The 12292-nt window shown below is 69.0% G+C and carries 13 protein-coding genes; 6 read left to right on the top strand and 7 right to left on the bottom strand.

The window, feature by feature from the left end; genetic code table 11:
• The first annotated feature begins 11 nt into the window (after positions 1–11).
• Complete coding sequence (locus ACLJT4_RS33755; protein ID WP_016576536.1) at positions 12–344, top strand: histone-like nucleoid-structuring protein Lsr2; 333 nt, start codon at positions 12–14, stop codon at positions 342–344.
• On the opposite strand, the gene ACLJT4_RS33750 is transcribed toward ACLJT4_RS33755, so the two are convergent.
• Positions 275–955 carry an SCO3374 family protein gene (locus tag ACLJT4_RS33750; protein ID WP_411128264.1) on the bottom strand — a complete coding sequence of 227 codons (681 nt, stop codon included), beginning with the start codon at positions 953–955 and terminating at the stop codon, positions 275–277. The genes ACLJT4_RS33755 and ACLJT4_RS33750 overlap by 70 nt on opposite strands.
• A gap of 497 nt (positions 956–1452) precedes the next feature.
• On the opposite strand from ACLJT4_RS33750, the gene ACLJT4_RS33745 reads away from it, so the two are divergent.
• The gene (locus ACLJT4_RS33745) at positions 1453–3978 is read left to right on the top strand and encodes an ATP-dependent Clp protease ATP-binding subunit (RefSeq protein ID WP_016576565.1); all 2526 of its coding nucleotides are present in this window, start codon (positions 1453–1455) and stop codon (positions 3976–3978) included.
• A gap of 96 nt (positions 3979–4074) precedes the next feature.
• On the opposite strand, the gene ACLJT4_RS33740 is transcribed toward ACLJT4_RS33745, so the two are convergent.
• On the bottom strand, positions 4075–4434 hold the full coding sequence (locus ACLJT4_RS33740; RefSeq protein WP_411128262.1) for a hypothetical protein: 360 nt from the start codon (positions 4432–4434) through the stop codon (positions 4075–4077).
• A 374-nt stretch (positions 4435–4808) separates the two neighbouring features.
• Positions 4809–5405: a hypothetical protein gene (locus ACLJT4_RS33735; protein WP_411128260.1), complete on the bottom strand. Its 597-nt coding sequence runs from the start codon at positions 5403–5405 to the stop codon at positions 4809–4811.
• A 492-nt stretch (positions 5406–5897) separates the two neighbouring features.
• Between ACLJT4_RS33735 and ACLJT4_RS33730 the strand changes: the two genes are divergently transcribed.
• A complete protein-coding gene (locus ACLJT4_RS33730) occupies positions 5898–6587 on the top strand; it encodes a M23 family metallopeptidase (RefSeq protein WP_411128258.1) in 690 nt (229 codons plus the stop codon).
• On the opposite strand, the gene ACLJT4_RS33725 is transcribed toward ACLJT4_RS33730, so the two are convergent.
• Positions 6569–7186 carry a TetR/AcrR family transcriptional regulator gene (locus ACLJT4_RS33725; RefSeq protein WP_411128256.1) on the bottom strand — a complete coding sequence of 206 codons (618 nt, stop codon included), beginning with the start codon at positions 7184–7186 and terminating at the stop codon, positions 6569–6571. The two genes, ACLJT4_RS33730 and ACLJT4_RS33725, sit on opposite strands and share 19 nt — an antisense overlap.
• A gap of 199 nt (positions 7187–7385) precedes the next feature.
• Here ACLJT4_RS33725 and ACLJT4_RS33720 point away from each other — a divergent pair, with 199 nt between their 5' ends.
• The gene (locus ACLJT4_RS33720) at positions 7386–8993 is read left to right on the top strand and encodes an MDR family MFS transporter (protein ID WP_411128254.1); all 1608 of its coding nucleotides are present in this window, start codon (positions 7386–7388) and stop codon (positions 8991–8993) included.
• A 77-nt stretch (positions 8994–9070) separates the two neighbouring features.
• On the opposite strand, the gene ACLJT4_RS33715 is transcribed toward ACLJT4_RS33720, so the two are convergent.
• Together ACLJT4_RS33715 and ACLJT4_RS33710 are read right to left on the bottom strand one after the other, a co-directional pair.
• Complete coding sequence (locus ACLJT4_RS33715; protein ID WP_411128252.1) at positions 9071–9448, bottom strand: DUF397 domain-containing protein; 378 nt, start codon at positions 9446–9448, stop codon at positions 9071–9073.
• Positions 9426–10280 carry a helix-turn-helix domain-containing protein gene (locus ACLJT4_RS33710; RefSeq protein ID WP_411128250.1) on the bottom strand — a complete coding sequence of 285 codons (855 nt, stop codon included), beginning with the start codon at positions 10278–10280 and terminating at the stop codon, positions 9426–9428. The genes ACLJT4_RS33715 and ACLJT4_RS33710 overlap by 23 nt, the downstream gene beginning before the upstream one ends.
• Positions 10281–10394: 114 nt before the next feature.
• Between ACLJT4_RS33710 and ACLJT4_RS33705 the strand changes: the two genes are divergently transcribed.
• Positions 10395–10589 carry a hypothetical protein gene (locus tag ACLJT4_RS33705; protein ID WP_411128248.1) on the top strand — a complete coding sequence of 65 codons (195 nt, stop codon included), beginning with the start codon at positions 10395–10397 and terminating at the stop codon, positions 10587–10589.
• On the top strand, positions 10589–10963 hold the full coding sequence (locus ACLJT4_RS33700; protein ID WP_411128246.1) for an ATP-binding protein: 375 nt from the start codon (positions 10589–10591) through the stop codon (positions 10961–10963). The genes ACLJT4_RS33705 and ACLJT4_RS33700 overlap by 1 nt, the downstream gene beginning before the upstream one ends.
• Positions 10964–10987: 24 nt before the next feature.
• On the opposite strand, the gene cseC is transcribed toward ACLJT4_RS33700, so the two are convergent.
• Positions 10988–12292, bottom strand: coding sequence for a two-component system sensor histidine kinase CseC (gene cseC, locus ACLJT4_RS33695; RefSeq protein ID WP_411128244.1), 1305 nt, complete (start codon positions 12290–12292; stop codon positions 10988–10990).

The raw sequence follows: 12292 nt of genomic DNA, 5'->3' as shown, positions 1-12292 counted from the left end.
AGGGAATCCTGGTGGCACAGAAGGTTCAGGTTCTTCTTGTCGACGACCTCGACGGTGGCGAGGCCAACGAGACCGTGACGTTCGCTCTCGACGGTAAGTCCTACGAGATCGACCTCTCCGACGCCAACGCCGACAAGCTTCGCGACTCGCTCGCCGACTTCGTGAAGGCCGGCCGCAAGACCGGTGGCCGTTCCGCTGGTCGCGGCAAGGCCCGTGCGGCTTCCGCCGGCTCCCCGGACACCGCGAAGATCCGCGCCTGGGCGAAGGAGAACGGCTACAACGTCAATGACCGTGGCCGTGTCCCCGCCGACATTCGCGAGGCATTCGAGAAGGCCAACGGCTGATCGCCGTACGCGCGATCCGATTGACCATTACGAGCACGTACCAATCGGGCCCGGTGGCACTCCGTTGCCGCCGTGCTCACGAGCCGTACGAGGTCGGGGGCGCCCCCACCGTCCCCGATTCCTGCCCCGATCCCCGTGGTGGGCAGGGAATCCTCCGCCTCGTACCCAGGTCGGGGAGGCCGCACCCACCCCGCGGCCTCCCGCGGGCCGCAGCCGCCCGACGCGCGGCCCCGTGAGGGCAGCGCCGGTGCCGGCATCCGCCCGCCGGCCCCGCGCGCGGTGAGATCCGCCGCCAGGGTGCCCCACTCCAGCCAGTCCAGGATCCCCGGTAGCTCCTCCGCGCCGCCGGCCGCGATGAGCAGGAGCAGTTTCGGTCGATCCTGCGCCGCCTTCGCGCCCCGTCCGGGCCGCAACAGTGCGACCGGGCCGGTCCGCGGCACCCGCCGCAGCACGGCGCCGCCCGCGTCGGCGGGCATCTCCAGGACGTCGAAGCGCACCCCCGTGAGCAGTTCCAGCGGCTCCGTGCCGGTGGTCGCCCAGCCCAGCTCCTCCTCGTACCACCGGCGGACGGCGGGGCGGGGGGAGCGGGGTCGCGGAAGCGCGGGGGCCATGCCCGGTGCAACTGCCGACCCGGCGGAAGGTTACGTGGTGTACGTGAACGGTTGCGTTGCGTGTGCGCCTGAGGGGAGTGCGGAAGCATCCCGGGGTGCGCGGGTGTTCGCCCGTAGCGGAGGGAAAACGCCCACGCCGCATGGAGTGTCAGTGGCAGCGGGTAAGAAAGTCTCAGTGGGAAGGGACGCTGTGACCGGCGCGCTCGGCAGTTTGTTGCCAGTTTTGGTCGGCGGCGGACGGTGTGTCGGCGACGGGCGCGTTCGCCACGGGCGTAGTGGCGGCATGCGTATATGCCTGGCCTGCGGGAACATCGTCTCGCACCATCGAGTTGGAGCAGATGTCAGCTGTTCGGCAGTAAATTTCCCCGTCGGAGCGGGGTGATCCGGACGGGTGTCGGCAGTTGGAATGAGCTGTCCCGCCCTGCGGGACTAGCATGCGGAAGGACAGGGAGGGGACCGACCCCTAACTGCCTGACCGCTCTGAGGAGCGATTAACGATGTTCGAGAGGTTCACCGACCGTGCGCGGCGGGTTGTCGTCCTGGCTCAGGAAGAAGCCCGGATGCTCAACCACAACTACATCGGCACCGAACACATCCTCCTGGGTCTGATCCACGAGGGTGAGGGTGTCGCCGCTAAGGCCCTGGAGAGCCTCGGCATTTCGCTCGAGGCGGTCCGCCAGCAGGTGGAGGAGATCATCGGTCAGGGTCAGCAGGCCCCGTCCGGTCACATCCCCTTCACGCCCCGTGCCAAGAAGGTCCTGGAGCTGTCGCTCCGCGAGGCCCTCCAGCTCGGCCACAACTACATCGGCACCGAGCACATCCTGCTCGGCCTGATCCGCGAGGGCGAGGGCGTCGCCGCCCAGGTCCTCGTGAAGCTGGGCGCCGACCTGAACCGGGTGCGGCAGCAGGTCATCCAGCTGCTCTCCGGCTACCAGGGCAAGGAGGCCGCCACCGCCGGCGGTCCCGCCGAGGGCACGCCTTCGACCTCCCTCGTCCTGGACCAGTTCGGCCGCAACCTCACGCAGGCCGCCCGGGAGACCAAGCTCGACCCGGTCATCGGGCGCGAGAAGGAAATCGAGCGGGTCATGCAGGTGCTGTCCCGCCGCACCAAGAACAATCCGGTCCTCATCGGCGAGCCCGGCGTCGGCAAGACGGCGGTCGTCGAGGGCCTGGCGCAGGCCATCGTCAAGGGCGAGGTGCCCGAGACCCTCAAGGACAAGCACCTCTACACCCTCGACCTGGGTGCCCTGGTCGCCGGCTCCCGGTACCGCGGTGACTTCGAAGAGCGCCTGAAGAAGGTCCTCAAGGAGATCCGCACCCGCGGCGACATCATCCTGTTCATCGACGAGCTGCACACCCTGGTCGGCGCGGGCGCCGCCGAGGGCGCCATCGACGCGGCCAGCATCCTCAAGCCCATGCTGGCGCGTGGCGAGCTGCAGACCATCGGTGCGACGACGCTCGACGAGTACCGCAAGCACCTGGAGAAGGACGCGGCCCTGGAGCGCCGCTTCCAGCCGATCCAGGTTGCGGAGCCGTCGCTGCCGCACACCATCGAGATCCTCAAGGGCCTGCGGGACCGCTACGAGGCGCACCACCGCGTGTCCATCACGGACGCCGCCCTGGTCGCCGCGGCCACCCTCGCCGACCGCTACATCTCCGACCGCTTCCTGCCGGACAAGGCGATCGACCTGATCGACGAGGCCGGTTCCCGGATGCGCATCCGCCGGATGACCGCGCCGCCGGACCTGCGCGAGTTCGACGAGAAGATCGCCGACGTGCGCCGCGAGAAGGAGTCCGCGATCGACTCGCAGGACTTCGAGATGGCCGCCGGCCTGCGCGACAAGGAGAAGCAGCTCCTGGCCGCGAAGGCGAAGCGGGAGAAGGAGTGGAAGGCCGGCGACATGGACGTCGTCGCCGAGGTCGACGAGGAGCTGATCGCCGAGGTCCTCGCCACGGCGACGGGCATCCCGGTCTTCAAGCTCACCGAGGAGGAGTCCTCGCGGCTCCTGCGGATGGAAGACGAGCTGCACAAGCGCGTCATCGGCCAGAAGGACGCCATCAAGGCGCTCTCCCAGGCGATCCGCCGTACCCGTGCCGGCCTGAAGGACCCCAAGCGTCCCGGTGGCTCGTTCATCTTCGCCGGCCCGTCCGGTGTCGGTAAGACCGAGCTGTCCAAGACGCTCGCCGAGTTCCTCTTCGGCGACGAGGACGCGCTGATCTCCCTCGACATGTCGGAGTTCAGCGAGAAGCACACGGTCTCCCGGCTCTTCGGTTCGCCCCCCGGCTACGTGGGCTACGAAGAGGGCGGCCAGCTGACCGAGAAGGTGCGGCGCAAGCCGTTCTCGGTGGTCCTCTTCGACGAGGTCGAGAAGGCCCACCCGGACATCTTCAACTCGCTGCTGCAGATCCTGGAGGACGGTCGTCTGACCGACTCCCAGGGCCGGGTCGTGGACTTCAAGAACACGGTCATCATCATGACCACCAACCTCGGCACCCGGGACATCTCCAAGGGCTTCAACCTGGGCTTCGCCGCCCAGGGCGACGTCAAGACCGGCTACGAGCGGATGAAGGCCAAGGTCAACGAGGAGCTCAAGCAGCACTTCCGGCCCGAGTTCCTGAACCGTGTCGATGACACCGTCGTCTTCCACCAGCTCACCGAGGAAGACATCATCCAGATCGTCGACCTCATGATCAACAAGGTGGACGAGCGGCTCAAGGACCGCGACATGGGCATCGAGCTCAGCAGCGAGGCCAAGTCGCTGCTGGCCAAGCGCGGGTACGACCCGGTGCTCGGCGCCCGTCCGCTGCGCCGCACGATCCAGCGCGAGATCGAGGACGCCCTCTCGGAGAAGATCCTCTTCAGCGAGCTGCGTCCGGGCCACATCGTGGTCGTCGACGTGGAGGGTGAGGGCGAGTCCGCCAAGTTCACCTTCCGCGGCGAGGAGAAGTCGGCGGTGCCGAGCGCCCCGCCGGTGGAATCCGCAACGGGTGGCTCCGGCCCCAACCTGAGCAAGGACGCGTAGCCCGTATCTGAGATACGCAGCGACCTACACAGCCGCCCCGGAACCGTTCGATTCGATCGACGGTTCCGGGGCGGCTTTGTGTTGCCCGGATTCCTTTTACGTGCGGGGGCGGGGGAAGAGGGTGAGGTGGAGGTTCTGTAGGGCGGGGAGGGCTGGGGCGGGGGAGAGGCCGATGGGGCCGCCCACCAGGCCGTAGAGCTGAAGGGTGTGGACGTGGGGGAAGGTCGGGAGCGCGGCGGGGAGCAGCGTGCCGAATTCGGGTACGGGGCGGTTCCCCGTATTGATGAGGCTGAGGGTTTTCACCTGGGGGAGACGGGCGTTCTGGGGAATGCGGAAGGCCGAAACTCCTTCCGCCGGGCCGAAGGAGAAGTCCTCCAGGGCGTCGAGGCGAGAGAGGGCACGCCACTGGTCCGCGGCGAAATCGCCGGCGACCGCCCGTAGCTGGGGGCTTTTCACGCGTGGCCAGGAGGCCAGGCGGGTCAGGTCGGAAATCGGCGTGCCAAGCGAGACATGGGTCAAGGGGGCGTCGGCCGGAGCGGCTGACCTTCTCGGGGGCGAGTCCGTCGAGGAGATCCGCTATGGGGAATTCGCCGCTGCCGGTGATACGGCTTCGCCCGCCGAGTGTTTGCACCAGGAGCAGTTCGGCTGGGGAGGAAACGGTGATGCTGGTGTCCCCGCCGAGGTGTTGGAGGACCTCTTCCGTGCAGCGCTCGGTGTCGTGCTTCGCCCATTGCACGCCCAGCTGGGAGCGGATGGTGGGCGATGGATGGTTCCGGAAGCGCTTGACGCAGTCCAGGGCCGCGTCGTGCCGATGAAGGCGGCGGTGTGGATCACCTTCTGGGCCTCGTCGTCCTCCAGTCCCTCCGGGCCGGGAAAGAGTCCCAGAACGAGGGGGCCCGCGGCGATGAGCAGGTTCGATTCCTCGCGTTGGCGGGGCGGCAGGAGCGCCCGCGCCCGGGCGTTGACGACTTCCCGCACGAGGGGTCCAACTCCGTCGAGTGCTCCAGGCAGGCCATGGCGAGCAGGTGGGCGTGCGGGGCGTCCTTGGCCAGCAACCCCCTTAGTAGTTCGGCTCGTTCGCGTGGCCGGGAGTGGACGACCGCCATGCGGATCACGTCCTCCCGCTGGGAGTCGTCGGCGACGAGGCGTTCGGCGCGGTCGTGGTCGTGGTCGAGTTTGGTGCGGCCGTTGCGGATCAGCCAGTAGGCAAGGCGTTGGCGGAGCTGGATCTGGGGCTCGTCGGCGAGTTCGACGCCGTCCGGGCCGCGCATGTCGGGTTCCCGGTCGCGGCGGGAGAGCAGCATGCCGAGGGCGGCGTCGTAGAGCTCCCTGCGGCCGTGCGGGAGGTGGCCGCGGCGGTCGCGGTGGAGGGCGCGGCCGGCAGCGAGGGCGCGGTGGGCCCAGCCGTCGGGTGGGGCGCCGGACACCGGGCAGCCGACGGCGGTCAGGAAGCCGTCCGGGGGCGGGAGGGCAGCGCCGGCGCGGGTGAGGGGGTCGGCGGGGGCCGGTCAGGCGTTTTTGGATTTCCTCGGGCTGGTGGATCGGTAATTACGTAACGCGGGTCACAGCTATTCCCGTAACCCGGGTCACATTGCCTCTCGGAATTGTGTAGCGCGGGTCACTCGGCGGCTCTTGGTCCCCGTGACATGGCGCACAGGGATTTGGGTCCTACTAGTGGGAGTAGGGGAATTGCGGGGGGTGGGCGGCGTGCCGGGTGAGGGTGCAAAGGCGCAGGTGGAGGTGGGTTTGGCGGGTGTTGGGGGGTGGGTTCGCGACGGCTTCTGATCGCGGTCGCTATTACGGGTCCCGGTAGTAGAAAGGGGGCCTTGGCGTCAGGGCGCAGGCGGGTTACCAAGGAATGGCGATCCCGGTCCGCAGCCGGGAAAACCCATTCACTTCCCCCCGGAGGAAAAACCCGCATGTCGAAGTTTGCCGCGATACGCAATTCCAAGAACTCCGCCAAGGCCGGCAAGTCCGCGCTGCGTCACCGGGTGGCCCTCGTGGCCGCCGGCGCCGGCATCACCGCCGCGCTGGGTGCCGGTGTCGCCACCGCCGCCGACAGCGGGCTGCTGCACCTGACCGCGGGCGCCGGCAAGGCCGTCGCCGCGCAGGCCGACGCGCAGGCCAAGGCCGCCACGGACGCCAAGGCGGCCGCGGCGAAGGCCAAGGTGGACGCGGCGAAGAAGGCCAACGCCTGGGTGAAGCCGGTCGAGAACTACGTCCTCGGCGAGCCCTTCGGCATCCCCGGTAGCCACTGGGCCCACAAGCACAGCGGTCAGGACTTCGTCGTACCGACCGGCACCCAGGTCCACGCCGTCCACGCGGGCACGGTCGTCAAGGCCGGTCCGAACGGCGGCGGCGACGGTCCGGCCTACGGCAACGCGATCGTGATCAAGCACGCCGACGGCATGTACACCCAGTACGCGCACCTGTCACAGATCCAGGTCCAGGTGGGTCAGCAGGTCTCCACCGGCCAGCAGATCGGCCTGTCCGGCAGCACCGGCAACTCCACCGGCCCGCACCTGCACTTCGAGGTCCGCACCGGCCCCAACTACGGGTCGGGCATCGAGCCGACCGGATTCCTGCGGGCTCACGGCGACGCCGTCTGAGCTGAATCCGGCCGGGCTGGCCGGCGGCCCGGCGGGTTCGCCGCCGTGACCAGTTCTGTGGCGACCCTGAGGACGGCTTCGCGCTTGTCCTCGGGGTCGCCCTCCATTTCCTGCATCGCGAACATCCCCGCGTGCATGGTGAACAGCGCCGTGAGGCAGCGCACCTGGTCCACCAGCTCGGCGTCGTCCTCCTTGAGCAGGTCGTAGAGGGTCAGCATCCGCTCCTTGAAGCGCAGCCCGATGGTCAGGTCGCGGACGGTGGCCTGGTTTTCCTGCATGAAACGGAAGAGGGCCTCGCCGGACCGCAGCGACTCGTGGTAGCGGCGGACCACTTCCTGCTTGGTCTCCAAGGTGCGCGGCTGCTCCTGCGCCCAGGCGATCAGCTCGTCGATGGGCCGCCCCAGGTCCTCGAAGAGGCTGATGACGATGTCTTCCTTGGTCTTGAAGTGGTAGTAGAGCGCCGCCTTGGTGACGTCGAGCCGCTCGGCGATCTCCCGCAACGAGGTCTTCTCGTAGCCGTGTTCGGAGAACAGCTCCAGGGCGACGTCCTGGATGCGCTGACGGGTGTTCCCCCGGCGCGGCTGTGATGCGCTGCTCATGCTGCTCTCCTGCGTGACGGCGGTGTCGGTGCGGGGCGGGCGCGGCCCGTTCCTCCAGCAATCATCTGCTGCCCCGCTGGTCACGGACCTACCCACCCCGACGCCAAGAAACTTACTTGACGCCCGGCTAGTAGCTCTCCTATCTTGCACTGTACAGAACTAGCCGGGCGGCAAGTAAGTAAGAAACGATGGGGAAGTGATGGGGATGTCGCGGAAAGCGACCCCAGCGGGGGAAATACGGGAGCCGGCGCAGGACAAGGGCAAACAGCCCGCCAGCGTCCGGATGGTGCTCTTCGCACTGATGATCGCGATGCTCCTCGCGATGCTGGACAACATGATCGTCGGCACCGCGATGCCGACGATCGTGGGTGAACTGGGCGGGCTGGAGCACCTGTCCTGGGTCGTCACGGCCTACACGCTGGCCACCGCGGCGTCCACGCCGATCTGGGGCAAGCTCGGCGACATGTACGGCCGGAAGGGCGTCTTCCTGACGTCCATCGTGATCTTCCTGATCGGTTCCGCGCTGTCCGGAATGGCCCAGGACATGGGCCAGTTGATCGGCTTCCGCGCCGTGCAGGGCCTCGGCGCCGGCGGTCTGATGGTCGGCGTCATGGCCATCATCGGCGACCTGATCCCGCCGCGGGAGCGCGGCAAGTACCAGGGCATGATGGCCGGCGTCATGGCCGTCGCGATGATCGGCGGACCGCTGGTCGGCGGCACCATCACCGACCACCTCGGTTGGCGCTGGAGCTTCTACATCAACCTGCCGCTCGGCGCGATCGCGCTGATCATGGTCACCGCGGTGCTGCACCTGCCGAAGAAGCGGTCCGCGACCCGGATAGACTACGCCGGCGCGGCCCTGCTGACCATCGGCATCACCTCGCTGGTGCTGCTCACCACCTGGGGCGGCACCGAGTACGAGTGGCTGTCGAAGCAGATCGTGGGCCTGGGCGTGCTGGCCGTCGTCGCGCTCGTCGCCTTCGTCCTGGTCGAGCGCAAGGTCAGCGACCCGGTCCTGCCGCTGCGGATCTTCCGGAACGGCAACTTCTCGCTGGTCACGGTGATCGGCTTCCTGGTCGGCTTCGTGATGTTCGGCTCGATGACCTTCCTGCCGCTGTTCCAGCAGACCGTGCAGGGCGCCTCGGCCACCAACTCCGGCCTGCTGCTCCTGCCGATGCTGCTGGCGATGATGGTGGTCTCGCTGATCGCGGGCCGGGTCACCACCCAGTCCGGCCGGTACAAGATCTTCGTGACCGGCGGCGCCGGCCTGATCACCGTGGGCCTGGTCCTGCTGTCCCTGATGGGCGTCGGCACCACGCGCCTGACCTCGGGCCTCTACATGGCGGTGCTCGGCGCCGGCATGGGCTTCCTGATGCAGACCACGATGCTGATCGCGCAGAACAGCGTCGAGATGAAGGACATGGGCGTCGGCTCCTCGTCGGCCACCCTGTTCCGCACCATCGGCGGCTCGTTCGGCGTCGCGATCATGGGCGCGCTCTTCACCACCCAGGTGAAGGACACCATGATCGAGAAGCTCGGTGCCGCGGCCGGCGCGAAGATGACCGGCGGCGGTGCCCAGATGGACCCGAAGACGCTGCCCAGCCTGCCGGCGCCGGTGAAGGACGCGTACGCGCACGCGGTGTCCTCCGGCACGCACCAGGTGTTCCTGTGGGGCGCGATCATCAGCGTCATCGGCTTCGTCGCGGCGTGGTTCCTCAAGGAGGTCCCGCTGCGGGGCGGCCCGTCCGCCAAGCCGGACGAGGCTGACGCCTCGGTCGAGCGGCCGGTGGTCGTCGAGGCCGTCTGAGCCACGCGAATCGGCGAACGGCCCCCGGTGTACGTGCGGTTGCGTACGTACACCGGGGGCCGTTCTCGTTCGCGTGCTCAGGCGCCGGTCAACTGCCCGCCCTTGACGGCCCCGACGAACGCCGACCAGTCGGCGGCCGGGAACACGAGCGCCGGCCCGTGCGGGTCCTTGCTGTCGCGGACGGGGACTAGGCCGGGGAGGGCGTCGGATACCTCGATGCACTCGCCGCCCTCGTGGTTGCTGTAGCTGCTCTTGCGCCAGGTGGCCGCGTCGAGGAAGTCGTCCGATACCTCGATGCAGTCGGCGCCGTCGCCGTTGCTGTAGCTGCTCTTGCGCCAAGTGGCGGCGTTGAGGAAGTCGTCGGATACCTCGATGCAGTTGCCGCCGTCGGGGTTGCTGTAGCTGCTCTTGCGCCAGGTGGCTGTGCCCAAGTCAATCGTGTTGCTGCGCTTCATGTCGGTAGCCCCTTGCCGCTTCTTCGATCATGGCTAGGGACGCCTCAGGCGGCAGTGCGGCGGCCCTGAGCAGATCGTACGACCTTCGGTACTCCGTCACGAGCGGTGGGAAATCGATGACTTGGCCACTGTGAACGTTCTCTGTGTAGGCGATCGGGGGCGCATCCGGGAAGGTCATGACCCGCAAGTCGCCCATCATCAGGGGGTCACTTGCCTTGGCTTCGGGCAAGAGCTGCAGGAGGCACCGGGTGGACTGGGCCACCATCACGATGTGCTCCAACTGGTCAGCCATCTGGTCGGGTGGCAGCGACGGCCTGCGGATGAGTGATTCGTGGAGGACGCCCCAGTAGTAGGCGCGATCGTCCTGCTTCCAGAACTTGGCGCGAGCGATGCGCGCGCGGACGAGTTCCTCGACGCCAGCGGACTTCATCCAGGGTTTTCCGATCCGGATGAGCCTGCGGACGTATGCCTCGGTCTGCAAAAGTCCGGGGAAAGTGCCGGGCGCCCACTCTTCGATCGTCGTCGCGCGTTCCTCCATCTCCGCGACGTCCGCGAAGTACGCGGCGATGCCCGAGCGGCGCGCTTGTTGGACGTTCTCGCAGTGGCGTTGGAAGAAGCCACCCGTACCGAGCTTCTTGTCGATGTGAACGGCGAGGTCGACCGGCATGCCGAGCTCCCCGCGTTCGATTTTGCTGAGGAGTGGAGCGCCACGGAAGCTCCCCTCCACTAACTGCTCCTGCGTGAGGCCCGCTTCTTCCCGGAGGAAGCGCAGCTCGGCGCCGTAGAAGCACGGGACGCTGGAAGACGGGTCAGGATCCTTACGGGGGGACATGACTCACCACCACTTGCTCGTTGGGCCTGCAAGCCCAGTTCCCTTCCAAAAGTACGGCGCCCGACGCCACGCTGTGAGCGGTTCGTCACAATGCGCACAGGAAGGTGAACGGCCATGGATGACGTGCAGGAATGCGTTGAGGGGCTGCGGTCGGCGCTGAAGGCCAACGGGATCACGTTGCCCTCGCTCGGCGTCGATCTGCCCTCGTTCGCGGGGACGTACCCGCCCCCGCTGGTCGCGCTGGGCAACTGCAACGCGGCGACGGCGCGCCAGTTGGTCGAGGTGCTGCACAAGGCGGCCGGGCGGTGATGACGGTCCGGTTGCTCGCCGTGCCGAAGGAGGTGCCGTTGCTGCGGCGGGCGGTGCGGGCGCATCTGGGCGCGGGGGCGTCCTGCGAAGTCGAGCTGTGCGTCAGCGAGTTGGTCGGGAACGTGATCCGGCACGTCGGGGAGGGCACGCCCGTCACCGTGCACGTCGGGCGGACCGGGGACGGGCGGACGCGCGTCGAGGTGACCGATCCGGACCCGCGCGCCCTGCCCGTGCTGCTGCGGGCCGCCGTGGACGACGAGAACGGGCGCGGGATAGCGCTGTTGGACGCCGTCGCGCTGCGGTGGGGCGTGCGGCAGGGGGCGGCGGGCAAGACGGTCTGGTGCGAGGTGGCCGCGGAGCCGGCGACGCCGTAGGGCGCACGGGGCGGCTCCGGCCCGTCAGCGGTCCGGGAGTTGGATGACCGGGAAGCTGCCGGTGGCGGTCGGCGCGTTCTCCGGGAGCCAGAGGACCGAGACGGCGCCGGTCGAGCCGTCCGTCAGCTCGTCGGCGTTGCGGAAGGTGAGGCGGGCGCCCAGGACGCGGGCCTGGCCGACCGCGATGGTCAGGCCGAGGCCGTGGCCGACGCCGGCCCGGTCGCTGCTGCCGGTGCGGAAGCGGCTGGGGCCCTCGCGGAGCAGGGCCTCCGGGAAGCCGGTGCCGTGGTCGCGGACCCGGATGACGCGGCCCTCGACGGTGACCTCGATGGGCGGCTTGCCGTGCCGGGAGGCGTTGGCGATCAGGTTGCCCAGGATGCGTTCGAGGCGGCGGGGGTCGGTGGAGACCTCGGCGTCGCGCAGCACCTCGACGCTGACGCCGGCGTCGAGGGAGCGGACCCGGCGCGTGACGAACTCGCCCAGGGCGACGTCCTGGAGTTCGGCGCGCTCGGCGTGGCCGTCCAGACGGGCCACCTCCAGGACGTCCTCGACGAGGGTGCGCATGGCCTGGGCCCGGTCGCGGACCAGTTCGGAGGGGCGGCCGGGCGGCAGGAGTTCGGCGGCGGTCAGCAGGCCCGTCACCGGGGTGCGGAGTTCGTGCGCGATGTCGGCGGTCACCCGTCGCTCGGCCTCGATGCGCTGCTGGAGGGCGTCGGACATGGCGTCCACGGCCCAGGCCAGGTCGTCGGTCTCGTCGTGGACCCGGCCGCCGCCGACCTCGTCGCGGATCCGGACGGAGGTGTCGCCCTCGGCGAGCTTGCCGGCCGCCGCGGCGGCCTTCCGCAGCCGCTTGGAGAGCCGGCCGCCGACCAGGACGCCCAGGGCGCAGCCGCCGACGACCACGGCCGTGGAGCCGATCAGCAGCGCCTGGTCGAGGTCGTCGAGGACGGCGAAGCGGTCGGGGAAGCGGTCGTGGAGGGAGAGCACGCGGCCGTTGCCGAGGGGGGAGGCCGCCCACACCTCGGGGGCGGTCTCGCCGGTGTCCTCCAGGAAGGTGGCCCGTTCGCCCTCGTTGACCTCCTTGCGGAGGGCCTTGGGCAGCGCCGGGTCGTCGATCTTCGCGCCGAACTGGAGGCGGTTGGTGGACTCGAAGATCTTCTGCGTGAAGTTGAGGCGCTCGATCTGGACGTCGCGGCTGTTGTCGAGCATGGAGACGCGCGCGGCGTTGTGCACGACAAGGCTCAACGCCACGGCGACCAGCGCTCCGACGAGCGCGATCGCGGCGCTGAGTTTCCATCTGAGGCCCGTTCGCAGGGCCAGCCTGACCAC

The sequence above is a fragment of the Streptomyces sp. x-19 genome, from assembly GCF_046549115.1.
Taxonomy (GTDB): domain Bacteria; phylum Actinomycetota; class Actinomycetes; order Streptomycetales; family Streptomycetaceae; genus Streptomyces; species Streptomyces albulus_C.
The sequence above is the reverse complement of the archived record's forward strand: the minus strand, read 5'-3'. Positions and strand labels throughout refer to the sequence as shown.